Source organism: Campylobacter subantarcticus LMG 24377, from assembly GCF_000816305.1.
In the GTDB taxonomy this organism is placed as follows: Bacteria; Campylobacterota; Campylobacteria; order Campylobacterales; family Campylobacteraceae; genus Campylobacter_D; species Campylobacter_D subantarcticus.
In genome coordinates, this window is record NZ_CP007773.1 from 1283345 (window position 1) to 1308612 (window position 25268).

27 protein-coding genes are annotated in these 25268 nt (G+C 30.5%); 21 read left to right on the top strand and 6 right to left on the bottom strand.

Features of this window, described 5'->3' with window-relative positions; translation table 11 throughout:
* The first annotated feature begins 2 nt into the window (after positions 1 to 2).
* From CSUB8523_RS06645 to CSUB8523_RS06715, 15 genes are all read left to right on the top strand, one after another.
* Entirely contained in the window at positions 3 to 1724 is a 1722-nt protein-coding gene (locus CSUB8523_RS06645; protein WP_043019992.1) for a M3 family oligoendopeptidase, read from the top strand.
* Positions 1717 to 2163 carry a hypothetical protein gene (locus tag CSUB8523_RS06650; protein ID WP_039664245.1) on the top strand — a complete coding sequence of 149 codons (447 nt, stop codon included), beginning with the start codon at positions 1717 to 1719 and terminating at the stop codon, positions 2161 to 2163. The genes CSUB8523_RS06645 and CSUB8523_RS06650 overlap by 8 nt, the downstream gene beginning before the upstream one ends.
* Entirely contained in the window at positions 2160 to 4223 is a 2064-nt protein-coding gene (locus CSUB8523_RS06655; RefSeq protein ID WP_043019993.1) for a UvrD/REP family helicase, read from the top strand. The genes CSUB8523_RS06650 and CSUB8523_RS06655 overlap by 4 nt, the downstream gene beginning before the upstream one ends.
* Positions 4220 to 5038 carry a pseudouridine synthase family protein gene (locus CSUB8523_RS06660; RefSeq protein WP_043019994.1) on the top strand — a complete coding sequence of 273 codons (819 nt, stop codon included), beginning with the start codon at positions 4220 to 4222 and terminating at the stop codon, positions 5036 to 5038. Before CSUB8523_RS06655 ends, CSUB8523_RS06660 begins: the two co-directional genes overlap by 4 nt.
* Positions 5032 to 5259 carry a carbon storage regulator CsrA gene (gene csrA / locus CSUB8523_RS06665; protein ID WP_039664248.1) on the top strand — a complete coding sequence of 76 codons (228 nt, stop codon included), beginning with the start codon at positions 5032 to 5034 and terminating at the stop codon, positions 5257 to 5259. Before CSUB8523_RS06660 ends, csrA begins: the two co-directional genes overlap by 7 nt.
* The gene (locus CSUB8523_RS06670) at positions 5256 to 6011 is read left to right on the top strand and encodes a 4-(cytidine 5'-diphospho)-2-C-methyl-D-erythritol kinase (RefSeq protein WP_043019995.1); all 756 of its coding nucleotides are present in this window, start codon (positions 5256 to 5258) and stop codon (positions 6009 to 6011) included. Before csrA ends, CSUB8523_RS06670 begins: the two co-directional genes overlap by 4 nt.
* Positions 6011 to 6466: an SsrA-binding protein SmpB gene (gene smpB / locus CSUB8523_RS06675; RefSeq protein ID WP_039664250.1), complete on the top strand. Its 456-nt coding sequence runs from the start codon at positions 6011 to 6013 to the stop codon at positions 6464 to 6466. Before CSUB8523_RS06670 ends, smpB begins: the two co-directional genes overlap by 1 nt.
* Before the next feature lie 13 nt (positions 6467 to 6479).
* Positions 6480 to 7097, top strand: coding sequence for a thioredoxin domain-containing protein (locus CSUB8523_RS06680; RefSeq protein ID WP_043019996.1), 618 nt, complete (start codon positions 6480 to 6482; stop codon positions 7095 to 7097).
* Entirely contained in the window at positions 7081 to 7374 is a 294-nt protein-coding gene (locus tag CSUB8523_RS06685; protein WP_043019997.1) for an ATP-dependent Clp protease adaptor ClpS, read from the top strand. Before CSUB8523_RS06680 ends, CSUB8523_RS06685 begins: the two co-directional genes overlap by 17 nt.
* Positions 7371 to 9500 (top strand): ATP-dependent ClpAP protease, ATP-binding subunit ClpA, encoded by a 2130-nt coding sequence (locus CSUB8523_RS06690; RefSeq protein ID WP_043019998.1) that lies wholly within the window; start codon positions 7371 to 7373, stop codon positions 9498 to 9500. Before CSUB8523_RS06685 ends, CSUB8523_RS06690 begins: the two co-directional genes overlap by 4 nt.
* Positions 9475 to 10116, top strand: coding sequence for a leucyl/phenylalanyl-tRNA--protein transferase (gene aat / locus CSUB8523_RS06695; RefSeq protein ID WP_043019999.1), 642 nt, complete (start codon positions 9475 to 9477; stop codon positions 10114 to 10116). The genes CSUB8523_RS06690 and aat overlap by 26 nt, the downstream gene beginning before the upstream one ends.
* A 90-nt stretch (positions 10117 to 10206) precedes the next feature.
* On the top strand, positions 10207 to 10638 hold the full coding sequence (gene flgB / locus CSUB8523_RS06700; protein ID WP_039664255.1) for a flagellar basal body rod protein FlgB: 432 nt from the start codon (positions 10207 to 10209) through the stop codon (positions 10636 to 10638).
* 10 nt (positions 10639 to 10648) lie between these two features.
* On the top strand, positions 10649 to 11143 hold the full coding sequence (gene flgC, locus CSUB8523_RS06705; protein ID WP_043020000.1) for a flagellar basal body rod protein FlgC: 495 nt from the start codon (positions 10649 to 10651) through the stop codon (positions 11141 to 11143).
* A gap of 3 nt (positions 11144 to 11146) precedes the next feature.
* On the top strand, positions 11147 to 11443 hold the full coding sequence (gene fliE, locus CSUB8523_RS06710) for a flagellar hook-basal body complex protein FliE (RefSeq protein WP_043020001.1): 297 nt from the start codon (positions 11147 to 11149) through the stop codon (positions 11441 to 11443).
* A gap of 3 nt (positions 11444 to 11446) precedes the next feature.
* On the top strand, positions 11447 to 13264 hold the full coding sequence (locus CSUB8523_RS06715) for a cell division protein FtsI/penicillin-binding protein (RefSeq protein WP_043020002.1): 1818 nt from the start codon (positions 11447 to 11449) through the stop codon (positions 13262 to 13264).
* Between the two features lie 18 nt (positions 13265 to 13282).
* On the opposite strand, the gene hemH is transcribed toward CSUB8523_RS06715, so the two are convergent.
* The 3 genes from hemH to CSUB8523_RS06730 are packed head-to-tail and all read right to left on the bottom strand — an operon-like array spanning position 13283 to position 16118.
* On the bottom strand, positions 13283 to 14185 hold the full coding sequence (gene hemH / locus CSUB8523_RS06720; protein WP_043020003.1) for a ferrochelatase: 903 nt from the start codon (positions 14183 to 14185) through the stop codon (positions 13283 to 13285).
* On the bottom strand, positions 14182 to 15045 hold the full coding sequence (locus tag CSUB8523_RS06725; protein ID WP_043020004.1) for a Gfo/Idh/MocA family protein: 864 nt from the start codon (positions 15043 to 15045) through the stop codon (positions 14182 to 14184). The genes hemH and CSUB8523_RS06725 overlap by 4 nt, the downstream gene beginning before the upstream one ends.
* Positions 15042 to 16118 (bottom strand): DegT/DnrJ/EryC1/StrS family aminotransferase, encoded by a 1077-nt coding sequence (locus CSUB8523_RS06730; RefSeq protein WP_082019386.1) that lies wholly within the window; start codon positions 16116 to 16118, stop codon positions 15042 to 15044. The genes CSUB8523_RS06725 and CSUB8523_RS06730 overlap by 4 nt, the downstream gene beginning before the upstream one ends.
* A gap of 108 nt (positions 16119 to 16226) precedes the next feature.
* Between CSUB8523_RS06730 and alaS the strand changes: the two genes are divergently transcribed.
* From alaS to CSUB8523_RS06760, 6 genes are all read left to right on the top strand, one after another.
* Positions 16227 to 18764, top strand: coding sequence for an alanine--tRNA ligase (alaS, locus tag CSUB8523_RS06735; RefSeq protein WP_043020006.1), 2538 nt, complete (start codon positions 16227 to 16229; stop codon positions 18762 to 18764).
* Complete coding sequence (gene maf / locus CSUB8523_RS06740) at positions 18764 to 19306, top strand: septum formation inhibitor Maf (protein ID WP_039664263.1); 543 nt, start codon at positions 18764 to 18766, stop codon at positions 19304 to 19306. The genes alaS and maf overlap by 1 nt, the downstream gene beginning before the upstream one ends.
* Positions 19306 to 21237 carry a penicillin-binding protein 1A gene (locus CSUB8523_RS06745; RefSeq protein ID WP_043020416.1) on the top strand — a complete coding sequence of 644 codons (1932 nt, stop codon included), beginning with the start codon at positions 19306 to 19308 and terminating at the stop codon, positions 21235 to 21237. The genes maf and CSUB8523_RS06745 overlap by 1 nt, the downstream gene beginning before the upstream one ends.
* Positions 21238 to 21321: 84 nt before the next feature.
* The gene (gene msrP, locus CSUB8523_RS06750) at positions 21322 to 22215 is read left to right on the top strand and encodes a protein-methionine-sulfoxide reductase catalytic subunit MsrP (RefSeq protein ID WP_039664264.1); all 894 of its coding nucleotides are present in this window, start codon (positions 21322 to 21324) and stop codon (positions 22213 to 22215) included.
* Positions 22215 to 22775, top strand: a complete 561-nt coding sequence (locus CSUB8523_RS06755) for a ferric reductase (protein WP_043020007.1) — start codon at positions 22215 to 22217, stop codon at positions 22773 to 22775. Before msrP ends, CSUB8523_RS06755 begins: the two co-directional genes overlap by 1 nt.
* Before the next feature lie 90 nt (positions 22776 to 22865).
* Positions 22866 to 24761 carry an NAD(P)/FAD-dependent oxidoreductase gene (locus CSUB8523_RS06760; protein WP_043020008.1) on the top strand — a complete coding sequence of 632 codons (1896 nt, stop codon included), beginning with the start codon at positions 22866 to 22868 and terminating at the stop codon, positions 24759 to 24761.
* A gap of 29 nt (positions 24762 to 24790) precedes the next feature.
* Here CSUB8523_RS06760 and CSUB8523_RS10315 read toward each other — a convergent pair whose 3' ends face one another.
* From CSUB8523_RS10315 to CSUB8523_RS10690, 3 genes are read right to left on the bottom strand one after another with little or no spacing between them, the layout of a single operon-like run.
* Complete coding sequence (locus CSUB8523_RS10315; protein ID WP_235362551.1) at positions 24791 to 24886, bottom strand: hypothetical protein; 96 nt, start codon at positions 24884 to 24886, stop codon at positions 24791 to 24793.
* Entirely contained in the window at positions 24879 to 25013 is a 135-nt protein-coding gene (locus CSUB8523_RS10565; protein ID WP_256378633.1) for a hypothetical protein, read from the bottom strand. The genes CSUB8523_RS10315 and CSUB8523_RS10565 overlap by 8 nt, the downstream gene beginning before the upstream one ends.
* Before the next feature lie 40 nt (positions 25014 to 25053).
* Positions 25054 to 25215 (bottom strand): DUF2165 family protein, encoded by a 162-nt coding sequence (locus CSUB8523_RS10690; protein WP_167333039.1) that lies wholly within the window; start codon positions 25213 to 25215, stop codon positions 25054 to 25056.
* Positions 25216 to 25268 lie beyond the last annotated feature (53 nt).

Below are 25268 nucleotides of genomic sequence, written 5' to 3' on the forward strand. Positions count from 1 at the left end.
TCATGCAAAACTGGAACTTAAATACATTATTTAAAGATGAGCAAGAATTAAATCTTTTTTTACAAAAAACCCAAGATGAAGCTTATGAATTTAAAAAACAATATGAAAATAATCTTCATGGTTTAAGTAATGAGCAATTCTTGCAAGCTTTAAAAAACTATGAAGAATTAATCTTAAAACTTTCTCACATACTAACCTATGTGTATTTAAATTTTGCTCAAGATACTACCAAAGGTGCTTTTTATGCAAAATATGAAAATTTAAGTAAAAAAATAGAAGAAAATCTTTTATTTTTTGAACTTGAATTTTGTGAGTTAAAAGAAGAAAAAGGTAAAATTTTCATCACATTTTGTAAAGATTATGAGTTTTATTTAAATAATCTTATCAAACACAAAAAACACAATCTTTCTAAAAAAGAAGAAAGAGTTATCCTGACTCTATCAAGTACAGGTTCAAATGCATTTGCAAGATTATTTGATGAAACCTTTAGTGCTTTAAAATTTAATTTTGAAGGACAAAAATTAAGCGAGGAAGAAATTCTAAGCAAACTTTATGATAAAGATAGAAGCATTAGAAAAAAAGCTTCAAAATGTTTTAGCAAAACCTTAAAAAAACATAACAAGCTTTTAGTATATATTTTCAATATGATTAAAAGTGAACTTGCTAGTATTTGCGAGCTAAGATCCTATGAGAGTCCAGAAAGCTCAAGACATATAAGAAATCAAATTTCCAAAAAAAGCGTTGATGCGCTTATTTATACAAGTGAAAATAGTTTTGATATTGTCTCTAAATTTTACAATGCAAAGAAAAAAGTTCTAGGGTATAAAAAGTTAAAAGATTATGATCGTTATGCACCTATTGGAAAAGAAATGCAGATTGATTTTGATCAAGGAAAGGGTATAGTTTTAAAAGCCTTTGAAAAATTTTCTAAAGATTTTTATATGATAGCAAAAGAAGCTTTTGAGAATAATTGGATTGATATTTATCCTAAAGAATTTAAACAAAGTGGAGCATTTTCTCACTCAAGCACACCACTAAGCCATCCTTTTATACTTTTAAACTATACCAACCAAAGACGCGATCTTTTCACCCTAGCACATGAGCTAGGCCACACCATACATCAAAAACTTTCCTATAAAGTAAGTTTTTTAAATCAAGATACGCCTTTAACCACAGCAGAAACCGCTTCTGTTTTTGCTGAGATGTTGATTTTTGATCACATTAAAGAAAATTTAAACAAAGAAGAACTTTTATCTTTATATGCAGCAAAAATTGAAGATATTTTCGCCACACTTTATAGACAGATTAATTTTACTACTTTTGAACGCAGATTTCATGCTAAAAAAGAAGAACTTAGCGTTGATGAATTAAGTCAAATCTGGCTTGAAGAATCAAGAAAAATGTTTCAAGATAGCGTGATTTTAACCAAAAACTATGGTCTTTGGTATTCTTATATACCACATTTTATACACTCTCCATTTTACTGCTATGCATATGCATATGCACAACTTTTGGTTTTAGCGCTTTATGGTCTATATAAAAGTGGAAAATGCACCGATTTTACTTCGATTTATATTGATTTTTTAAGTAGTGGCGGAAGTAAAAGTCCAAAAGAGCTTGTGGCTATGTTTGGTTTTGATATTGAAAGTGATGAATTTTGGAATATAGGCCTAGAGCAAGTTAGAAAACTAGTAGATGAATTTTTAAGGTTGAGTAATGATTGATAAAATACTAAACAACAAAACTTTTATAGACTTAATGCAAAAAAGCATTTATGAGTGTCTGCAAATTTTAATTCAAGAAGATATTGAATTTAATATTATTGTCAACACCAAGTTTGTCACTCTAGAGCCTCCTTTACCACAAGATTTAGATGTAGTGAGTAAAAATCATTATTGTGTTTTTGCACTTGGTGGCTATACTTTTAAATCCATAGTTTTAAACAAAGAACATATTGAATTTCATGCGGGCTTTGGACCGGATGATTTTGCAACCTTTGTAAAAGTAGATTTAGGCGCAATTACCCAAATTCAAGTTGAAGATAATATCATCTTTGTTAATTTTTCTAATTATTTTAAAAAACAAAGCGAGCAAAAACTTAAAGAAAAGTCTATGAATGCTTTTTTAAACAATCCCAACAATAAAGACTTATTTAAAAAATGAGTTTTTTTGAAGGATTAAACGATAGTCAAAAAGAAGCTATCATGCACATTGATGGAGCTATGCTTATTTTAGCAGGTGCGGGCAGTGGTAAGACTAAAACTATAACCACTAGACTTGCTTATTTGATTGACCATGTGGGCATTCCTGCACAAAATACCCTTACACTAACTTTCACCAATAAAGCTGCTAATGTGATGAAAACTAGAGCATTGGCACTTTTGCAAGATCAAAATTTACACAATCCTCTTTTGTGTACTTTTCATAAATTTGGCTTATTATTTTTAAGGCTTTATAGCGAAAGAATTGCTAGAGCGAATAATTTTGTCATCATCGACACAGATGATAAAAAGAAAATTTTAAAAGACCTAGCAAATGAAAATCTTAAAAATTCCCTAGCAAGCATTGGGGCTTATATTTCAAATTTTAAAAATCAAAGTAAAAGCGCTCAAGAAATTCGCAAGGAATTAGAATTTTTAAAAGATGAAAAAAATAAAAATCACGAAGAGATCATTTATCTTTACGAACAATATGAAAATTTTTTAATCCAAAATAATTTCATGGATTTTGATGATTTACTCATGCTAACTAATAAAATTTTAGAAGATGAACAATTTGCACAAGAACAAAGTCAAAAATATACCTATATAACAGTAGATGAGTATCAAGATACCAATGCCTTGCAATATCAAATTCTAAAAAAACTTTGCACATCTCATGAAAACATCTGTGTAGTAGGTGATGATGATCAAAGTATTTATGGTTGGCGTGGGGCTAAAATAGAAAATATTTTAAATTTTAAAGAACAATTTAATAATGTAAAATTAGTCAAACTAGAACAAAATTATCGCTCAACTAGCGCTATTTTACAAGCTGCAAATGAGCTTATAGAGCATAATAGAAAAAGACTGGGAAAAACTTTAATTTGCACCAAAGATGAGGGCGAAGAAATTACAATTTTACAAAACGATGATGAAAAGATTGAAAGTTTTAAAGTTGCAAGAGAAGTTTCAAAACTTTTAAACTCAGGAATTAATCCTAGTGAAATAGCCATACTTTATAGAGTAAATGCCCTATCTCGTGCTCTTGAAGAAGCTTTTAGTAAAGAAAAAATTCCTTTTAAACTACTAAGCGGAATTCGTTTTTATGAAAGAGCTGAAATTAAAGATATTATTTCTTATTTAAGATTGTTTTCAAATTTAAATGACGATTATTCTTTTAAACGCATTATCAACCGCCCTAAAAGAAACTTTGGTAATGCAAGTTTAGAAAAGCTAGAAAATTATGCTAAAGAAAATCATTTGTCTTTGTTTGAAAGTCTATGTACTTTGCAAGGAAGTGGCTTTTTTAGCAAAAAAACCGATAATGAATTAGAAAAGTTCATACTAAGCATACATAAAATCAAAGAAAAAGATGATATGCTTGGAATGATTTTAGCTTTAGAAGATGAATTTAAGATTAAAGAATTTTACAAAGATAACCCAGAAGGAGAAGACAAGCTTTTAAATATAGATGAGCTTTATGCAAATTTAAAAGACAAAATCACTCATGGTAACTACAATGGCTTAGATGATATTTTAAATGAAATTTCTTTATTAAACGAACAAGATGGATTAGATAAAGAAAGCATTTGTATCATGAGTATCCATGCAAGCAAGGGGTTGGAATTTGATCATGTTTTTATCATAGGATTAGAAGAAGGTTTTTTTCCACTTACTAGTGAATCAAGCAATATAGAAGAAGAAAGAAGACTAGCCTATGTGGCAATCACTAGAGCTAAGAAAAAACTTTATTTAAGTTACGCTAATTCTAGATTTTATAAAGGAAGTCGTACAAGATTAGAAAAAAGTAGATTTTTTGGTGAGAGTAATGTAATCAAAAAAGAACTAACCTTAGATCATCAAAAAAATTGCTATAAAAAAGGAGATTTAATCAAACATAAAATTTTTGGCATAGGCAGAGTCACTGGGGTAAGTAAAATAGGTGTTGAAGAAAAACTCACGATTAATTTTGGAGGCATAGAAAGAATGATAATGTCAAGTTTTGTAGAAAAAGTGATATGAATAAACTTTTTGTAGCTTATAAACCAAGCGGAATGAGTTCTAATGCTTTTTTAAGTAAACTCAAGAAAAAATATAAAAATAAAAAAGCAGGTTTTTCAGGAACACTTGATCCTTTTGCAAAAGGTGTTTTACTCATAGCCTTTGATCAATACACAAAACTTTTTCGTTTTTTTGATAAAAACCCAAAGGTTTACAAAGCAACACTTTGGCTAGGTGTGCATTCACTAAGCCTTGATAATCAAAATATCAAAGAAATCAACCTTATCAATGCTTTTGATGAGAAAGTTTTAGAACAAATTAAAAATGAACTTTTAGGTAAAATCACCTACACCCCACCCGCATTTTGTGCAAAAAAAATAGATGGTGTACGCTCATATGAACTTGCAAAAAGAGGTTTTAAAGTCAATTTAAAGCCCTGTGTTATGGAAATTTTTTATACTAAAATTTTACACTACAATCATCCTTTTTTAACTATAGAAATAGCAGTTAGTGAAGGTTCTTATATACGCTCTTATTGTGAGTTATTTGCTAGAAAACTAGGCATTAAAGCCACGTTAAGCTCATTAGAACGTTTAAGCGAGGGAAAGTTTTTTTATGAGAATGAAAAAGAGTTAAATCCTTTGGCTTATTTAAATCTTAGAAAAAATACGATAAAATATCCCCAAAAATTACACAATGGACAAAAAATATTTTTGGATGATTTAAAAATTCAAGAAGAAGGTAGCTATATTTTAGAAGAAAAAGATTTTTTTTCTATCATTTCTATCCAAGATAATCAAGTGCAATATTATTTAAATAAGGTATTAAAATGTTAATTTTATCAAGAAAAGAAAATGAAAGTATAAAAATCGGAGATGATATAGAAATTAAAATAGTTCAAACAGGTAAAGGTTATGCTAAAATAGGTATTGAAGCTCCAAAATCTTTAATGATACTACGCAAAGAACTTATCGAGCAAGTAAAAAGTGAAAATTTACATGCAATTAGCGATGAAACGATAAAACTTGATGATCTAAGTAAAAAGCTTAAAAAATGAAAGCTTATGCAAAAGCTAATATTTTTTTAAAAATCATAGGAATTGATTCAAAATCTTATCATTTATTACAATCACGCTTTGTTTTATTAAAAGATATTTTTGATGAGTTAAGCTTTAGTGATGAAAAAACTAAAGAAGGATTTGAAATCACTGGAAATTTTACCCAAGATACTATCATACGCAAAGCTTATAAAGAATTAGAAAATTTAGGATTTTCTAATAAATTAAATGAATTTTTTAAAGACAAAAGCTTAAAACTTATTAAAAATATTCCAATTGGCGGGGGACTTGGTGGAAGTAGCACTGATGCAGTTGCATTTTTATTAATGATCAACGAAGCTTTAAATTTAAAACTCAACCAACAACAACTTGAACAAATCTGCCAAAAACTAGGCTCTGATTTAATCTTTTTTTTAAGTGGATATGATAGTGCAAATGTTAGTGGGTGTGGTGAGATTGTAGAATATTTTGAAGATGATTTTACCCAATTTGATTTTACTTTTCCTACTATTGAATGCTCAAGTGCAAAAGTATATAAAGCATTTGATAAAAGTTCATATGATTTAAAAGCAAATTTAAATTTAGCTAAAACACTCAAAACACTCAAAACAAGTGAAATTTTGGAATATAAAAATACCGATTTAAACGACTTATTTACTCCTTGTGTAAAAATTTACCCTAAAATGCAAACTTTTCTTGATGAGGCTTATTTTTTAAGTGGAAGTGGAAGTGGAGTTTTTAAGGCTAAATGATGAAAAAAACTATAGTAAAAAACAAAAAAGCTTTTTTTGATTATGAAATTTTGGAAAAACTTGAAGCAGGTATTGTTTTAAAGGGTTCTGAAGTAGTAGCATTAAGAGCTTCAAGAGCTAATTTAAAAGATTCTTTTGTGCGTATTATTAAGGGTGAAATTTTTTTACTCAATGCACACATTTCTCATCTTAGCACTACTCATTCATTTTACAAACATGATGAAAAAGGCGCACGAAAACTTCTAATGCATAAAAAGCAAATTGATAGGCTTTTTGGTAAAATCAGCACCCAAGGCTTTACTATAGTGCCATTAGAACTTTATTTTAATGAAAAAAATAAAGCGAAAGCCTTAATAGCCTTAGCTAAAGGAAAAAACTTACACGACAAAAGAGAAAGCCTAAAGAAAAAACAAGCAGATCTTGAAGCAAGAGCTGCTATGAAAAATCATTATTAAAAAAAGGATCTTAATGAAAAAATTTACTTATTTATTTTTTACATTTGCTTTTGCATTTTTAATAAGTGCCTGCTCAAATGAAGAAAAAATCGAAAATGAATTTGCATTTACTGAATACAAAATGGGTGATGAAATTCTTTTAAAAAATGTCAATGGTGGCGAGAAAACCTTAGTAAGAACACAAAATGGTTTTGTAGTAAAAGGTGAAGAGAATAAAATTTTAATGTTTGATTTTTTTGGAACCTTTTGTACACCTTGTCAAGAAGAAGCCACTCATCTAACAAGTTTATGGCAAAAAAATGCTGACAATTTTATCATCATAGGGCTAAGTCATTTTGAAAATGTTAGCGACCAAGCCGTAAAAGATTTTGCCATTAAATATGGAGCTTATTATTTCTTAAGCAATTCTAAAGAAAATGATAGAATTGTTGCACAAGCTTTAAAAGATATCAATTACCAAAGTATGGAACAACTTCCTTTTAAAGTAGTTTTAAAAGATGGAAACTATCAAGATTTAACAGATTTTTGGAATAAAGACTCAAAAAGTTATGTGAAATATTATCTTGGAAAAGTTTCTACTCAAACTATGCAAGAAGATATTACTAGGATATTAAATGAGTCTAAAAAGTGAAATTTTAGAACAACAAAAACTAGCAGAACCTAAAATGTTTAAGGTTTTGCTTTTAAATGATGATGTGACAACCATGGATTTTGTGATTGAAATTTTAATGAATGTTTTTCATCATGACTTTGAAAAAGCTAGTGCAATTATGCTTGAAATTCACCATCAAGGTAGTGGGGTTTGCGGCGTATATACAGAAGAAATCGCATTAAGCAAAAAGCAACAAGTTGACATAGTAGCAAAGAACAATAACTTTCCACTCCAAACAAGGATAGAAGAACAATGAAATATAAAGAATTAATTGATTCATTTGTACCCAATGCAAGACACTTAAGCTTTATCAATCACCATGAATTTATCACTTGTGAACACTTACTTTTTGCTTTGGTTAAACTTAGCAATGATTTTAAGAATTTACTAGAAGAAATTGGAGATGGTGATTTACAAGGCTTTGAAAATGAATTAAAAAACTACTTAGCCAAAAACAATGAAATTTTGAAAAAAGAAATAGAACCTACTTTCTCTGTGATCTTAGAAAGCATCTTACATAAACTTAATGCAAAAAATCAAAATACAGTAATTGACTTCATTATTGCACTTTGTAAAGAAGAAAAAGCTTATTCATATAATATTCTCAAAAAACACTTCATCGAGGAAGAAAAAATACACGAATTATTACAAAGTGCAGAATTTGAAAATTTAAAAGCCCACACCATAGAACTAGTTGAACTTGCAAAAAATGGCAAAATAGACCCGGTTATAGGTAGAAAATTTGAACTAGAAAGAATGATGCAAATTCTAAGTCGACGTAAAAAAAATAATCCTATTTTAGTAGGTGAACCAGGCGTTGGTAAAAGTGCTGTTATTGATGGTTTAGCACTAGCTATAGCAGAAGAAAAAGTACCTAAACACTTAAAAAATTCAAAAATTTATAGTCTTGATATGGCAAGTTTACTTTCAGGGACAAAATATAGGGGAGATTTTGAAAAAAGGTTAAAAGATATTATAAAAGAATTGGAAAATATCCCTAATGCGATTTTGTTTATAGATGAAATTCACACCATAGTAGGAACAGGAGCAAGCAACGAAAGCCATGCTGATATGTCAAATTTACTAAAACCTGCATTAAGCAATGGTAATATCAAATGTATCGGTGCAACTACCTTTATAGAGTACAAAAACACCTTTGACAAAAACAAAGCTCTAAGTCGAAGATTTGCAAAAATTGACATAGATGAACCAAGCGAAGCAGAATGTTTTCTAATCTTACAAGGTTTAAGAACTAAATATGAAAATTTTCATAAAATCAAAATCAGTGATGAAATTTTACAAACAAGCATAAAACTAGCAAAGCAATTTTTACACGATAAGTTTTTGCCAGATAGTGCTATTGATTTAATCGATGAGCTTGGGGCAAGTTTTGCTTTAGAAGATAAAAAAAGTAAAAAAATAGTAAAAACAAAGGACTTGGAAAATACCTTAGCAAGAATGACGCATTCGCACAAAATTTACGAAAGCGATCAAGGAAAAATTCTAAAAAATCTAGAATCTAATTTAAAGCAAAATATCTTTGGACAAGATGAGGCTATTAAAGCTTTATGTTCTATTTTAAAACAAAGCTATGCAGGATTAAAAGGCAAAAACACTCCAAAAGGCGTATTTTTATTTACCGGCTCAAGTGGAGTGGGTAAGACTGAATTAGCTAAAAATTTAGCACAAATTTTAAATCTTAATCTTGAAAGATTTGATATGAGCGAATACTCGCAAAAACACGATGTAAGCAAGCTCATAGGAACTTCTGCAGGTTATGTGGGTTATGAAGATGGGGGCTTGCTTAGCAATAGTATTAAAAAAAACCCTTTTAGTGTAGTTTTGTTTGATGAGATAGAAAAAGCCCACCCTGATCTAACTAACATCTTTTTACAAATTTTTGACAATGCAAGCTTAACTGATAGTAGTGGCTTAAAAGCTGATTTTAAAAACGCCATTATCATTATGACTTCTAATTTAGGTTTAAAAGAAAACAATGAATTGGGATTTCTAAGTAGCGATAAAGAAAAAAGCAATAAAGCTATAAAAGATTTCTTTGCGCCTGAATTTATCAACCGTATTGATAAAATCATTCATTTTAATGATCTAAATCAAACAATTTTAGAACAAATAATCCAAAAAGAACTTGATTTAATGGCACAAAATTTAAATAACATCACAATACAAGCTGATAAAAATATAAAAGAATTTCTTGCTAAAAAAACCAACAATAAAGAATTTGGAGTAAGATTGTTAAAACGTATTATCGCAGAAGAATTGGGTGAGAGATTAAGTGATGAAATTTTATTTGGAAGATTAAAAAATGGTGGTGTTTTAAAACTCAAACTTACGAAAAATGAAAAAATCGATTTTGTATTCTGAGCTTTTAAAAAGCCCTGATGATGCACCTGTTTTTATCAGCAAAAAACTAGAGCCCAATTTCCTGCCCTATGCCTATAACCTAGGGCTTTTTCCCTGGACTAGCGACCCTGTAACTTGGTGGTGTCCCTCGCCTAGAATGGTGCTTTACCCTGATGAAGTTCGCATACAAAAAAGCATCAAAAAAGCTCTAAAAAGTTATGAAGTAAAACTTGATTTTAATTTTAACTCACTCATAAAACACTGTGCTTTGAGAAAAAAAACATGGATAAGTCAAGAATTTATAGAAGTTTACACTCAACTTTTTGAACAAAACTTAGCCCATAGTGTTGAAGTATATGAAGATGATGTTTTAATTGGTGGTTTATACGGGCTTATCATAGGCAAAATGTTTTTTGGTGAAAGCATGATTAGCTTAAAAAAAGATGCCTCAAAAGTAGCTTTAATAAAGCTTTGTGAAATTTTAAAACCTTATGATTTTTTAATAGACTGCCAGGTGCCCAATGAACATTTAAAATTTATGGGCGCAAAAGAAATGATAAAAAAAGATTTTTTAAAAATACTAGAAAACAAAGTTTCACTTGAAAGTGGCTTTAAAAATTTTAAAAATTTACTATAAAAAGATATACTTATAAATATACAAAAAAGCTAAATATTTTGGAATGATTTTTGCTTTTAGTCTATAAAAGCTTTATTTAAAGGAAAAAACATGATAAGCCCTTTTAAGTCAAAAGAACTTATTGTCGATGCTTTAGCAGGAAGAAACCTAAGAAGTCAAATGATTAGTTCTAACCTTGCAAATGTTGACACTCCTTTTTATAAAGCAAGAGATATAGAATTTGAAACTGCTTTGGTTAATAGAGCAAATGAAATTTTCAAAAAGAAAGATAAAAACGAGCTTGAACTAGCAAGTACAAATGCAAATCATCAAAAACCTTGGAAATTTCCAGATCCTAACAAATCAACTATTTATTTAAGGGATGGACATTTAGCAAGAAATGATGCAAATACAGTAGATCTTGATGTGGAAACCACTGAAATGAGTAAAAATACTATGATGATCACTGCTTTAGATGGTGTTTTAAGAAGACAAAGTAATATTTTTTCAACCATCATAGATACAAGCTCTAAATTAGGCTAGGAGAAAAATAATGGCTTATTTAAGTGATTTTGATATTAGCGGATACGGACTTAGTGCACAACGTTTTAGAATGAATGTAATTAGCTCAAACATAGCTAATGCCAATACCACTAGAACAGCTGAGGGTGGTCCATATAGAAGAAGAGAAGTGATTTTTAAAGCAACTGATTTTAATGAATTACTAAACAAGCAAATCGCTAAAGACAATAATTTTTTAGAATATGAAAATCCTTTAAATGATCCGGCTTCTCCAAAAGATGCAAAACCTGCTATAATGAGCGTAGTAGTGGATAAAGTTGTAAGAGATGATAAAGATTTCCGTATGAAATTTGACCCATCTCACCCAGATGCAAATGAACAAGGATATGTTGCTTTTCCAAATATAAACCCAGTGATTGAAATGGCCGATTTAATAGAAGCAACAAGAGCCTATCAAGCAAATGTAAGTGCTTTTACTAGCACAAAAACCATAGCACAAAGTGCGATAGATTTATTAAGAGGTTAATGAATGAACACTATTAATGGTATAAATCAATTTAACAATATTGGAAACAAAACCAACAACAATAATAACATAAATATAGGCGATGAGTTTTCAAGCTTATTGAAAAATTCAATCAACAACCTTAATAAAACCCAAGAAACAGCTGAAGCAGCTATGGTAGATATTGCAACAGGTGAAGTCAAAGACCTACACCAAGCCGCAATAGCTATTAGTAAAGCTGAATCGAGCATGAAATTTATGCTTGAAGTTAGAAATAAGGCTATAAACGCATATAAAGAAATTTCAAGAACTCAAATATAATATATGCTTTCAAACACCATTAGAAATAGAGTTTCAAAGGTAGCTTTTGCTTTTTGTATGGCTCTGTTTTTTATGGCCTTGTTTTTACTTTCTACTTTTTTTCTTACATCAAAACGCCATATACCAAACACTCAAAAAGAACAATACTTTTCCGCTCTTAGAGGTAATATCATCACAAGTGACAATTTCACTGTCACATCAAGTAGACAAATTTATAGAGCCGAAATTGATCTAAGAAGTTTAAATCCCAACAAAAAAGAATTATTTTTAACTCTTTTTCAAATTTATAGTGGTGCAAGCGATGAGCAAATGCAAGACATAAAAAAAAGAATGCTGTCTAAGAAAAAAAGAGGTTATAATTTTATATTATTACAAAATATCAACTCTAAAGATGCAAGTTATTTAAAAGAACTATCTAAAAAACTTTATACTCAAGGTTTTTTCAAATCCTTTACCAATAGCAATGGCAGGGTTGAAACTAGAGGTCTTGACATCATCGAACACAAGGAAGATCGCGTATATATGCCCAAAGACTCACTAACACCCGTTATTGGTTATACAAGAACTTATATGGATGAACAAAGTGAAATTTTTAAAAATGTAGGCATTAAAGGCTTAGAAAAATCTTACGATGAATGCTTAAGTCCTTTGCAAAATGCAAAAATTCAAGGTTTAAGAGATATAGGTGGCAATATTATCTTAAATTTACATTCTTATGAACAACGCAAAATAGATGGATGTGATTTATATCTTAACATCTCTTTAAAATTACAAAAAGGTTTGGAAAAAGCAATTGATAAGAGAAATGAGGACCTAAAAGCCAATGAAATCATTGTGGCTATCATGGAAAGTAATAGCGGAAAAATTCTAGCACTAGCTAGCTCAAGAAGATATGATCCACAAAACCGCGGAAAAGATCTTTCTGTACTTAATGCAAGCGCGATAGAATATGGCTATGAAGCTGGATCTGTTGTAAAGCCTTTTATATTTACCACTGCATTAATGCTAGATAAAATTAAAGTTGATGAAATCATTGACACACAGGGCGGTCAATACAAACTTGGTCGTTTTACCATACGCGATGACCACAAGAAAAATAAAATGAGTATGGAAGAGGTTATCACCTACTCTTCAAACGTTGGTATGATTAAAATCGCACAAAGACTTAGCAGTCTTGAAATCGTTTCAGGTCTTAGAATTTTCCGCTTTGGGGAAAAAAGCGGTATTGATCTTCCTTATGAACAAAAAGGAGAAATTCCTAACCCTAAAAGACTAAGAGAGGTTGAAAAGTCTGTTTTAAGCTATGGATATGGACTAAAAACTACTTTTATACAGCTTTTAGCTGCCTACAATGTATTTAATAATAACGGTATTTATATCACCCCACAAATTGCCAACAAAATTTACCAAGATGGACGTTGGATTAAACTTGATGAAGAAGCTAAAAAAGAAAAAATTCTCTCAAGTAAAGCAGCTAAAGCAATGCGACAAATTTTAATCAACGTAATAGAAAAAGGAACAGGTCAAAAGGCACAAACTAAAGGTATCATTATAGGTGGTAAAACAGGTACTGCAAGGATTGCTGAAAGAAAAGGTTATACTTCAAATCGCTACAATGCTTCATTCTTTGGTTTTGCAAATGATGAAACGCATAATTACACCATAGGGGTTTTAGTTAGACATCCAACCAAAGCTTATAGTTACTATGCTGCACAAAGCGCATTGCCTATGTTTAAAGATACAGTAAATCTTATGATCAAAGAAAGTTATTTAAAGCCCATAGAAAATAAAACAACAAACAAAGCTAGTTCAAGCAACTAGCTTTGTATTTCATTTATATCAAGATAAACAATTTATAATAAACTCTATAAATTCCTCGCTATCGTTTGGACAAGCAACTAACTCATAATCAGATTTTGCTAGATGCCTATACTCCACACCAAGCTCAAAAATCGTTTCAGAACAATCAATACAAAAAGAAATAGGATAAATCAAAGCTTTTTGATCTAAATTTGCTAAAATATCGCTAGTATTTGGCTCAAGCCATTTTACAGGACCTAGTTTTGATTGGTATGATAAAATAACTTCATCAAATTCATTTTTAAGCTTTTCTCTTAAAATACCCACATGTTCTTGCATGTGTTTTTCATACAAGTCGCCTTTTTTTATCACAGAAACTGGCAAAGAGTGTGCAGAAAAAATCAAAACATTACAATCATACGCTTTCTTTTTCTCTAAAATATGTTTAATGATCATCGCATTGTATTTTTCATCACTATAAAAAACATCAATAATCTTGATTTTAGCTTGATTTTGTACAGATTTTAATTCATTTTGCACCACCTCTAAAGAACTAGTTACTGTTGTTTTGGAATGATGTGGATACAAAGGAAATAAAATAATTTCATCATTGCTTTTAAAGTCATATTTTGCAAAAACATCTTTTGCAAAAGGTGGCACATATAAACTAATAAAATCAAACTTATATGCTTGGTTTTTAGCATTTAACTTATCACACAGACTTTGTGTAATTTCAGTAAGAGGAGATTTTCCACCCATTTTTTCATAATTTTGTTGCATTGCTTTTAATCTTGATTTTCTTATCATATAAGCTACAAATTTTCTTAAAAATACATTTTTAATCCCTAAGATATAAGGATCATTAAACATATTGTTTAAAAAAATTTCACATTCATCTAGTTGATTCACTCCACCCATATTTAAAAAAAATACATATTTCATTTTACAACACCTTCTAAAATTTCTTGTACTTTTAAAGCATCTTCAATGCTAGCTAAATTTTTACCATCTCCGTTTAATACTAGATCAAAAAAAGCTTCATGCTCAGCGTACAATGGAGAATTTTCATATAAATTTGGAATTTTTTGCATATTGATAAAAAGTTCAAAATTTTTAAGATCAAGCTCATAAGTACGTTTTTTACCTAAAAGTATGATCTTTCTTATAATATATTGTCCATTCCAGCTATCATGGATATTTACTAAAATATTTTCTAATTTTAAGCTTATCATCGCCTCATTTTCAAATTTATCATGATGAAGACTTTTATAAATATTTGCTTTTAAAATTTGTTCTTGACTTAAAAATCTAACTAAGTCAATATCATGTACGCTAAGATCACTTAAAACACCTACATCGTTTATTCTTTGTGGATAAGGTGAAATTCTTTGGATATTAATACTTACAATTTCATCATCTAAAAGCTTTTCTTTTAAAGTTAACACAGCCGGATTAAATCTTTCACAAAATCCCACCCCTACTTTGACTTTATGCTCCTTAGCTTTTTGCTGTAAAATTAAAATTTCATCAAGATTTAAAGCCAAAGGTTTTTCGATTAAAACATTTTTCACTCTAGAAAAAACTTTGATAGCGATATCCAAATGTGTATGAGTAGGTGTAGCGATCACAACCCCATCAAGCTTTTGTTCTAAAAATTCGTCAAAATTTTTATACACAGGGTGTATAAATTGTTCTTCATTAAAAGGATCATAAAGATAAATTTCTTTTACTCTTAAATTACGCTCAAGCTCTCTTAAGTGGTTTTTGCCCATTTTTCCAAGACCTATTAGACCTATTTTCATTGAAAAGCCTCGATCACTCTAGCTTGGTGTTCTTCTTTTAAAAATGCACTCATAGGTAAAGACAAAATTTCATTACTTAAAAGTTCTGTTTTTGGCAAATCGCCTTTTTTATATGCAAGATATTCAAAGGCTTCTTGCAAATGAAGTCCTAAAGGATAATGCACTGCAGTCGGAATACCTTGATCTTGTAGTTTTTGCATCCAATCTTCTCTATTTGAAACACGCACGCTATATTGCGCCCAAGCATTCACAAAACCATCTTTTCTTGGCGGCAAAATACAATTTTTCAAATTATCATCATAAATTTGAGCTATCGCTTCTCTTTTTTTAATCTCTTCATCTAAATATTTTAATTTCACATTTAAAATAGCCGCTTGAATTGTATCAAGCCTTGCGTTTATACCAATGTACTTGTGTTTATATCTTTGCACTTGTCCATGGTTTAAATAAATTTTTATTCTTTGTGCTAATTCATCATCTTGGGTAAAAATCGCCCCACCATCTCCATAAGCTCCTAAAGGTTTTGATGGAAAAAAGCTCGTACAAGATATGTCGGCCATAGCGCATGATTTTACATCTTTTTGACTAGCTCCAAAACTTTGTGCACCATCTTCTATCAAAGCAATATTATGATTTTTACAAAGTTCTTTTAAAGCAAACATATCAGGCATAAGCCCAAAAATACTCACTGCAACTAATGCTTTAGTTTTGGGTGTAACTGCCTTTTGTATTTCTTCTAAACTCAAATTGTAATCTTTATAGTCAATATCTACAAAAACGGGTTTTGCGCCAATTAAAGCAACCATTTCAGCAGTAGCTATAAAAGTGAAACTTGGTACAATTACCTCATCATCCTTACCTACACCCAAAGCCATTAAAGCTAAAAATAGCGCACTTGTACCACTTGAGCAACCTATTGCGTGTTTAATGCCTACATATTGAGCTAAATTACTTTCAAATTCTTCTAATTTTGTACCCCCGATAAAAGAGGCATTTTGCAAAACATCATTAATTGCATTATCAATTTCATTTTTATAAGCATTATATTGAGCATTTAAATCAATAAAAGGGATTTTCATTGTTATAACCTTGTAAATTTAAAATAACGATTATAAGATAGTTTTACTTAATTTAAAGTATTTTTGGTATCATTTTAAGTAAAAAACTAGCTAGGAAAATCCATGGATATAAGAAAAGAATATTTAGAATTTTTTAAATCAAAAGGTCATGAAATCACCCCTTCAAGCCCTTTGGTACCTGATGATGCAACCTTACTTTTTACAAATGCAGGTATGGTACCTTTTAAAAGTATATTTACAGGCGAAATACCACGCCCAAACCCTCCACGCAAAACAAGCTGCCAAACATGCATAAGAGCGGGTGGAAAACACAATGATTTAGATAATGTAGGCTACACAGCTCGCCATCATACTTTTTTTGAAATGCTAGGAAACTTTAGCTTTGGAGATTATTTCAAAGAACAAGCCATTGCATATGCTTGGGAATTTGTAACTGAAGTTTTAAAACTTCCAAAAGAAAGATTATACGTCACGGTACACGAAAATGATGATGAAGCATATGCACTTTGGCAAAAACATATTGAAAAAGAAAGAATTTATAAATTTGGTGATAAAGATAATTTTTGGCAAATGGGCGATACTGGACCTTGTGGGCCTTGTAGTGAGATCTTTTATGATCAAGGTGCTGAGCATTTTAATTCTGATGAGGATTATATGGGTGGCGATGGAGACAGATTCTTAGAAATTTGGAATCTAGTTTTCATGCAGTATGAAAGAAGTGCAGATGGTACGCTAACCCCTTTACCAAAACCTAGTATTGATACAGGCATGGGGTTAGAAAGAGTTTATGCTATAAAAGAAGGAAAATTTAGTAATTTTGATAGTTCTTTATTTATGCCAATAATCGAAAAAATCGCGCAACTTTGCGGAAAAACTTATACTTATGAAAATGGCGCAAGTTACAGAGTGATCGCTGATCATATTCGCTCAAGCGTATTTTTACTTGCTCAAGGAGTGGGTTTTGATAAAGAAGGTCGGGGTTATGTTCTAAGAAGAATTATGCGTCGTGCTTTAAGACATGGGTATTTACTAGGACTAAAAAAACCTTTTATGTTTGAACTTGTTGATGTAGTTTGTACGTTGATGGGTGAACATTATACCTACTTAAACGAAAAAAAAGAATTTATTAAAGAGCAAATCAAACTAGAAGAAGAGAGATTTTTAAGTACCATAGAAAACGGTATTGAAATTTTCAACGAGGAACTTAAAAAAACCAAAGATATCTTTAGTGGTGAAATAGCTTTTAAACTTTATGATACTTATGGTTTTCCACTAGATCTAACTCAAGATATGCTAAGAGAAAAAAATATTAGCATAGATGAAGCTCGATTTAATACTCTAATGCAAGAACAAAAAGATAGAGCAAAAGCTTCATGGAAAGGAAGCGGAGATAAAGCAATTAGTGGGGATTTTAAAATTTTATTAGAAAAATTTGAAAAAAACACCTTTAGTGGCTATGAAAATTATGAAGAAAAAACCAAAATCGTAGCTATTTTAGATGAAAATTTTAAAATCATAACTGAAGCTAAAGCAGAAAGCACCGTATGGCTAATGCTTGAAAAAACACCATTTTATGCAACAAGTGGAGGACAAAGCGCTGATATAGGTTTTATTAACGAAAATGAGGTGTTAGATACACAAAAATTCTTTGATATTAACCTAAGTCAGGTGAAGCTAAAAAACGATCTTAAAACTAATGATGAAGTATTAGCTTGTATTGACACCAAAAAAAGAGAGCAAATCGCAAGACACCACAGTGCAACACATTTGCTACACCATGCCTTAAGAGAAATTCTTGGTTCACACATTAGTCAAGCAGGTTCTTTAGTGGAGCATAATAAACTAAGATTTGACTTTACTCATCCAAAAGCTCTAAATAAAGAAGAATTAAATAAAATAGAATCATTAGTTAATGCCTATATCATACAAGCAGATGAAGCTAAAATCGAAATTTTAGATCTAGAAGAAGCAAAAAAAAGTGGTGCTATAGCTTTATTTAGTGAGAAATATCAAGACAAAGTAAGAGTTTTATCACTAGGTGCTAGCAAAGAACTTTGTGGTGGTACCCATGTAAAAAATAGCGCTCAAATAGGAAGTTTTTATATCATCAAGGAAAGCGGGGTGAGTGCTGGGATAAGAAGAATAGAAGCTGTGGTTAGCAAAGCTGCGCTTGATTATATTCATGAAAACTTAAAAGAACTCAACCAGGTCAAAGAAGAGTTGAAAACCCATGGCATTTTAAACTATGTTGCAAAATTAAAAAATGAAATCACATGTTTAAAAAACGAATTAAAAAATTCCAAAAAAGCAGAATTAAGCTCTAAAGAAATCAATGGTGTTCAATATTGTGTGCAAAAAATCGATAGCGGTGACATCAAAGCTATGATTGATACGTTTAAAAACAAATTTAGCAAAGCTGCAATTTTGCTTTTACAAGAAAAAGAAGGTAAAATCATCATCGCAGCAGGTGTTAAAGAAGCACCATTAAAAGCAGGAGTTTTAGTCAAAGAAATCGCACAAATTTTAGGCGGAAATGGTGGCGGTAGAGATGACTTTGCAACAGCTGGGGGTAAAGATACAAGTAAAATAGCTCAAGCACTTGATCATGCTAAAAAAATCATCGAAGAAAGTCTTTCTTAATGCTTTACTTAGCTTCAAGTTCACCTTCACGCGTGGCTTTGTTAAAAGAAGCCAATATAGCCTTTGAACAAATTATTGTTGATTATGATGAGAGTTTGGTTATAAAAGATAATCCAAACTCCTATGTACAAAAAACTGTCTTAGAAAAAGAAAGGCAATTTTTTGTAAAACACCTTGATTTAAAAAATGTCTTGTTTGCTGATAGTATAGTTTGTACTCAAAACACAATTTTAACCAAAGCCAAAAATGACAACGAAGCTTTTAATATGCTTAATTTGCAAAGTGGCAAAAGCATTAGTATCTTAAGTGCAATGATTTTAATTTTAGAAAATAAAAAAATTTTTAACCTTAGCAAGTGCGATTTGATTTTAGATAAATTTGATCCTCAAGATATGCAAGAATATATTGATTCAAAATCATACGAAGGAAAAGCTGGAGCGGTGATGTGCGAAGGTTTTCATAAAAAGTATATTAAAAAAATCATAGGCCATCAAAGCACAGCTTTAGGACTTAATATAGAACTTTTGAAAGCATTTTTATGATAAAAATACTAAAAATTTTTCTTTCTTTATGCGTAGTTTGTATAGTGGGTGTTTTTATTTTTATTACTTATTTATTTTCAGATTCTGATTTAAATCAATACACCTTTAAAGACTATAAACCACCTCTTACTACACAAATTTTTGATAAAAATGGAAAATTAGTTGCAAATGTTTTCGAACAACACCGCTTTTATGCTCCCTATGAAGAACTTCCGCCAAGACTCATAGAAGCTTTGGTGGCTATAGAAGATACTAGCTTTTTTGAGCATAATGGTGTGAATGTCGATGCAATCTTTAGAGCAGCCATTAAGATTATAAGAAGTGGCGGTAAAACCATAGAAGGTGCTTCCACGCTCACACAACAATTTATAAAAAATACCGAGCTAACTCCTGAACGCACTTTGAGTAGAAAGCTAAAAGAAGTTTTGCTTGCGTATAAAATAGAAAACACCTTAACCAAAGAACAGATTTTAGAAAGATATTTAAATTTCATCTTCTTTGGACATGGATATTATGGAGTGAAAACTGCTGCACTTGGATATTTTAGAAAAAATTTAGATGAGCTTAGCTTAAAAGAAATTGCCATTTTAGTAGGTATGCCAAAAGCTCCAAGCGCTTATGATCCTACTAGACACTTAGACCTTTCTTTAGCTAGAGCAAACAGTGTAGTTCAAAGAATGCATAATCTTGGTTGGATTTCCAATGAAGAATATAAAAAAGCCTTGGAAGAAATTCCAAAAGTATATGATGATACTCTCACGCAAAATGCAGCTCCTTATGTTACTCAAGAAGTTTTAAAACAACTAAGTGGGATTAAGGATCTAAAAAATGGTGGTTACAAAATAGAACTTACCATCGATCTTGATGTGCAAAACATCGCAAAAGAAGCATTAAAATTTGGCTATGATGAGATAGTAAAAAGAGACAAAGATGCTAACTTAAGTACTCTTAACGGCGCCATGATAGTAGCAAATCATCAAAACGGCGATATTTTAGCCTTAGTTGGTGGAGTAAACTACACCAAAAGTAACTTCAACCGTGCTACTCAAAGCTTAAGACAACCTGGGAGTTCTTTTAAGCCTTTTTTATACCAAATTGCCATTGACATGGGTTATTCTCCTATGAGTAAGATTGCTGATATTTCAAGAATTTTTGAAAGCACTAAAGAAGATGAAAAAGACTGGAAGCCTAAAAATTATGGTGGAAAATTTCTAGGACTTATAAGTTTAAAAGAAGCACTAACTGGATCAAGAAACCTAGCTACCATAAATTTAGCTCTTGCCCTAGGACTTGATGTAATCCACGATAAACTTAGCTTTATGGGTTTTGAAAATATACCGGTTGATTTATCTATAGTTTTGGGTAGTTTTGGAATTTCAATTTATGATTATGCTAAGCTTTACACGGTATTTGGAAATTATGGTGTGCAAAAAGATTTAATACTCATTAAAAGAGTGATAGATAAAAATGGTAAGGTTGTTGTGGAATTTAACTCCGGAGAAAGAAAAATCAGCGAACCTGAACAAGCCTTTTTGGTTAATGATATGATGCAAAATGTTGTAAAAAAAGGCACCGGACGCAATGCAAGAGTTGAAGGTATTGAAATAGCAGGTAAAACCGGCACATCAAACAAAAGTGTTGATGCGTGGTTTTGTGGTTTAACACCTGAAATAGAAGCTATCATTTGGTATGGCAATGATGATAACAAACCTATGAAGCAAACCGAAGGTGGCGCAAGAACTGCTGCTCCGGTTTTTAAAGAATTTTTAACAAAATACTTAGAACTTTATCCTGATAGTGCTAGAAAATTTATCATCCCAAAAGGAGTTTATCAAGGAATTTATGAAAAACAAAGAGAGTATTACACCAATACTTCTCCATTTCCAAAAAATAACCCTGCTCTATCTGAAAATAATGAAGTAATTTTTTAAAAATATTTTTTATAAAATAATAAAAATTATCCTTCTATTTTCCTTTATATGTTTTAATATTACAAAATGTATAAAGGATTTTTCATGAATATCACAAACGAACAATTATATAACAAAAGACGCCATTTTTTAAAACTAGGTGCGGGTGCTTTAGTTAGTTCAACACTTATACAATCTAAGCTAATGGCGCTTAATTTCTTTCCTGATCCAAACAATGAAAAGCTAAAATTAAGCGATGAAAAAATCGCAACTAATTATGTTAATTTTTATGAATTTTCCACAGATAAAAAAAGAGCCGTTGAACTTGCAAAAAATTTCAATACTCAAGGCTGGAAAATAGAAGTAAGCGGAGAAGTAGAAGAACCATTAAGTTTAACTATGGAAGATTTACTAGCTTTTCCTCTAGAAGAAAGAATTTATAGATTTCGCTGTGTTGAAACCTGGTCTATGGTTGTGCCATGGGTAGGATTTGAACTGCGCGCATTGATAGAAAAGTGCAAGGTTAAAAGTGATGCAAAATTTATCAAATTTACCACTCTTTTTGATAAAAACCAATTTGCCGATCAAGCTTCGTTTTTTCCAACTTTAGACTATCCTTATGTAGAAGGCTTAAGAATGGATGAGGCTATGCACCCCTTAACGATTATGGCAGTAGGTATGTATAAAAAACCTTTATTAGGACAAAATGGAGCACCGATTCGCCTTGTTGTGCCATGGAAATACGGTTTTAAAAGTATTAAATCTATTGCCAAAATAGAATTTACCAAAGAGCAGCCAAAATCAACATGGGAGATAGCCAACCCTAGAGAATATGGTTTTTATGCCAATGTCAATCCCAACGTTTCACATCCAAGATGGTCTCAAGCTAATGAGCGTCCTTTGGGAGATTTTTTCACCAAACCAACTATATTGTTTAATGGTTATGAAAAAGAAGTAGCATATTTATATAAAGATATGGATTTAAAGGTTCATTTTTGATGTATAAAAAAATTTACAATAGCATCGGATTTTTAGCTTTTATACTTAGCATAATTTATAGTTGTTATCAAATAACACAAGAATTTGATATTGTTAAATCTGTGTATTTTTATAGTGGAATATTTACTTTAATCTTTTTTGGTTTTAGTTTATTTTTCTCACTTTTAAAATACAAACACTCCAAAGATTATCCTAAATTTTTGGGCTTTTATGCTTTTTTTTGGATTTTAATTCATTTTTTAAATTATTTTATCTTTGGAAAAAATCTAAATGTATTTATTTTTATCAAGGATACTTTTAGCAAAATTTTAGAACTAAGTGGTTTTATAGGCTTTTTCATCCTTACCTTAATGTTTATAAGCTCTTTTAAGCCTTTTAAAAAATTCAGCAAAGTAAGAAAGTTAGGTTATCTTTGTTTTCTAATAAGCACTTGGCATTATTTTTTATCTGCCAAAGTACCACAAATTCCACATTTTTTAGCTTTAAGCCTAGCCTTAATTTTTCTACTTATTAAACTATATAAAAATTATAAAAAGAGAAAAAAAGTAACTTTTTTATAAAAATTTGTATTCAAATGAAACACTTTTAAGAGTAAATATATAAATATATTCTTAAAATAAGACTTGATATATCTTATTTTAAGGACAATCATGCAAAGAAGAGACTTTTTAAATGGAATGGCTTTGACTATACTTGCAGGAATGACTCCTTTGCAAGTACTTTATGGAAAAGAAGCCAAAATAGAAGATTTTACCAAAGAATACTACCCTCCAAAATGGCTTGGACTAAGAGGTAGCAATAATGCAAGTTATGAATTTGCACATATGCTAAGAGATGGTGAAAAATTTGACTTTAGCGCTATCAAACCTAAACAAGAATATGATTTGGTTGTTGTTGGAGCTGGAATTAGTGGTTTAGCAGCTGCCTGTTTTTATCAAGATAAATTTGGAAAAGATAAAAAAATTCTTATCCTTGATAATCATGATGATTTTGGTGGACATGCTAGAAGAAATGAAATAGATTTAGAAGATGGTACTATTTTAAGTTATGGTGGTAGCGAAACATTTCAATCACCAAAGGCGTTATATTCTAAAGAAGTAGTAGATTTATTATCATCTTTGGGTGTGGATATTGATGAGCTTGCTAAACGTTTTGATGTAAATTTTTATCCTGATTTAAATCTTAGTCGCGGTGTGTATTTTTCTAAAACTGAATTTGGTGTAGATAAAATCGTTAGCGGCAACCCTAGAAAGGTGATTTGCGATGATATTCCTGAAGGCAGACACAATGGTAGAAGCATCGAAGCTTTTATAGGTGATTTTCCATTAAATGAAAAAGATAAAAAAGATCTTATTGCTTTATTTAAAAGCGAAAAAGACTATTTAAAAGGTTTGACAAAAGAGCAAAGAGATGAGTATGTGGCCAAAACAAGCTATAAAAAATTCTTAGAAGAAAAGGTTAAGCTTTCACCACAAGCCGTAAAATTCTTTGAAGGTATAACAGATGACTTTTTAGCTTTAGGTATTGATGCTGTTTCTTGTGGAGATGCTAGGGTTTCATTTTTACCTGGTTTTGACAAACTAGGACTAGATCCAATCGAGGGAGAAGCATTAGCTGAAATGGAAGAGCCATACATCCACCACTGCGCTGATGGTAATACTACTGTTGCTAGATTAATGGTTAGAAGATTAATTCCTGATGTATCTAAAAAAGGTAAAGATATGGATGAAGTTACTCTAGCTCATTTTGATTATTCTAAACTTGATCTTGCTAAAAACAAAGTACGCTTAAGATTAAACAGCACTGTTATAAATGTAGAAAACACAAAAGATGGAGCTTTGGTAACTTATGTTAATAAAGACAAAAATTACAGAGTAAAAGCTAAAAAAGTTGTAATGGCAAATTATAATAGTATGATTCCATACATAGTACCAAGCATGCCACAAGATCAAAAAGATGCTTTGAGTAAAAACGTAAAAACATCACTTTTACACACAAATGTTATTATAAGCAACTGGGAACCATTTATAAAGCTTGGAGTGCATGAAATTTATTCACCAAAAATGCCTTATGCTAGAACTAAACTTGATTATCCTGTAGATATGGGAGGATACCACCATCCAAGAGATCCTAAAAAATCTATTTGTGTTCATATGGTATGCTCACCTTTAGTATTTGCTTCTATGCAAGGAATCGACCTTGAGGGAATGGATGCAAGAGATAGAGCTAGAGTGGGTAGAAATTTATTATTCACTATGAGTTTTGAAGAACACGAAAAAATTGTTCGCGATCAACTTCAAGGCATGTTAGGTTCGGCTGGATTTGACCATGAAAGAGACATTAAGGCTATAGTTGTAAATCGTTGGGGACACTGCTATTCATATACAGAAAATAGTCTTTTTGATGATAGCGATGAAGTGCAAAAAACTATAGAACTTGCAAGAAAACCTTTTGGTAATATCGTTATAGCAAATTCAGATGCTGATTGGGATGCTTATATGCACACAGCAATTGATCAAGCATATCGTGCTGTTAATGAATTATAAAATCAAACTCCTTTTAGGAGTTTGATAAATCAATCATCGTTTTTGATGCTAATATAAATTAAAGCTAAAAGCATATAAGTTACTAATCTAGTAGCATCAGATAAGCCATTCCAAGTTTTACTCATCCACATGCCAAACCACTCTGCAGCCACCACTTGAAAACCAAAGTAAACAGTAACAAGTTAAAATAATAATTCCAAATTTTTTAGCTTCATGAAAAGTTTTTACATCTGAATTTCTTGCACTAAACATATCCAAAATACCTTTTACATAATAAAAGTTTCAAAACAAATCATAAAAATATAGGCAATATGATGGATAATAGAATTTGTAATAGTCCTATAAAAATAACATTACCTAAATAATCAGGTTTGGTATCCATACTCATAACATGCTTTAGAAACTGAAAATTTGAATTATAATCAGCTATATTACCAAAAAACAATTGCCGCAAGCAACGGTAAGCAAGATAATCATTTTAGAATATCTTACTATGTTCGTCATAAA

Excerpts from the sequence above, each read along its gene's own strand:
- CSUB8523_RS06645 (WP_043019992.1), top strand. The coding sequence starts at position 3 with ATGCAAAACTGGAACTTAAATACATTATTTAAAGATGAGCAAGAATTA.
- CSUB8523_RS06650 (WP_039664245.1), top strand. The coding sequence starts at position 1,717 with ATGATTGATAAAATACTAAACAACAAAACTTTTATAGACTTAATGCAA.
- CSUB8523_RS06655 (WP_043019993.1), top strand. The coding sequence starts at position 2,160 with ATGAGTTTTTTTGAAGGATTAAACGATAGTCAAAAAGAAGCTATCATG.
- CSUB8523_RS06660 (WP_043019994.1), top strand. The coding sequence starts at position 4,220 with ATGAATAAACTTTTTGTAGCTTATAAACCAAGCGGAATGAGTTCTAAT.
- csrA (WP_039664248.1), top strand. The coding sequence starts at position 5,032 with ATGTTAATTTTATCAAGAAAAGAAAATGAAAGTATAAAAATCGGAGAT.
- CSUB8523_RS06670 (WP_043019995.1), top strand. The coding sequence starts at position 5,256 with ATGAAAGCTTATGCAAAAGCTAATATTTTTTTAAAAATCATAGGAATT.
- smpB (WP_039664250.1), top strand. The coding sequence starts at position 6,011 with ATGAAAAAAACTATAGTAAAAAACAAAAAAGCTTTTTTTGATTATGAA.
- CSUB8523_RS06680 (WP_043019996.1), top strand. The coding sequence starts at position 6,480 with ATGAAAAAATTTACTTATTTATTTTTTACATTTGCTTTTGCATTTTTA.
- CSUB8523_RS06685 (WP_043019997.1), top strand. The coding sequence starts at position 7,081 with ATGAGTCTAAAAAGTGAAATTTTAGAACAACAAAAACTAGCAGAACCT.
- CSUB8523_RS06690 (WP_043019998.1), top strand. The coding sequence starts at position 7,371 with ATGAAATATAAAGAATTAATTGATTCATTTGTACCCAATGCAAGACAC.
- aat (WP_043019999.1), top strand. The coding sequence starts at position 9,475 with ATGAAAAAATCGATTTTGTATTCTGAGCTTTTAAAAAGCCCTGATGAT.
- flgB (WP_039664255.1), top strand. The coding sequence starts at position 10,207 with ATGATAAGCCCTTTTAAGTCAAAAGAACTTATTGTCGATGCTTTAGCA.
- flgC (WP_043020000.1), top strand. The coding sequence starts at position 10,649 with ATGGCTTATTTAAGTGATTTTGATATTAGCGGATACGGACTTAGTGCA.
- fliE (WP_043020001.1), top strand. The coding sequence starts at position 11,147 with ATGAACACTATTAATGGTATAAATCAATTTAACAATATTGGAAACAAA.
- CSUB8523_RS06715 (WP_043020002.1), top strand. The coding sequence starts at position 11,447 with ATGCTTTCAAACACCATTAGAAATAGAGTTTCAAAGGTAGCTTTTGCT.
- hemH (WP_043020003.1), bottom strand. The coding sequence starts at position 14,185 with ATGAAATATGTATTTTTTTTAAATATGGGTGGAGTGAATCAACTAGAT.
- CSUB8523_RS06725 (WP_043020004.1), bottom strand. The coding sequence starts at position 15,045 with ATGAAAATAGGTCTAATAGGTCTTGGAAAAATGGGCAAAAACCACTTA.
- alaS (WP_043020006.1), top strand. The coding sequence starts at position 16,227 with ATGGATATAAGAAAAGAATATTTAGAATTTTTTAAATCAAAAGGTCAT.
- maf (WP_039664263.1), top strand. The coding sequence starts at position 18,764 with ATGCTTTACTTAGCTTCAAGTTCACCTTCACGCGTGGCTTTGTTAAAA.
- msrP (WP_039664264.1), top strand. The coding sequence starts at position 21,322 with ATGAATATCACAAACGAACAATTATATAACAAAAGACGCCATTTTTTA.
- CSUB8523_RS06755 (WP_043020007.1), top strand. The coding sequence starts at position 22,215 with ATGTATAAAAAAATTTACAATAGCATCGGATTTTTAGCTTTTATACTT.
- CSUB8523_RS06760 (WP_043020008.1), top strand. The coding sequence starts at position 22,866 with ATGCAAAGAAGAGACTTTTTAAATGGAATGGCTTTGACTATACTTGCA.
- CSUB8523_RS10315 (WP_235362551.1), bottom strand. The coding sequence starts at position 24,886 with ATGAGTAAAACTTGGAATGGCTTATCTGATGCTACTAGATTAGTAACT.
- CSUB8523_RS10565 (WP_256378633.1), bottom strand. The coding sequence starts at position 25,013 with ATGTTTAGTGCAAGAAATTCAGATGTAAAAACTTTTCATGAAGCTAAA.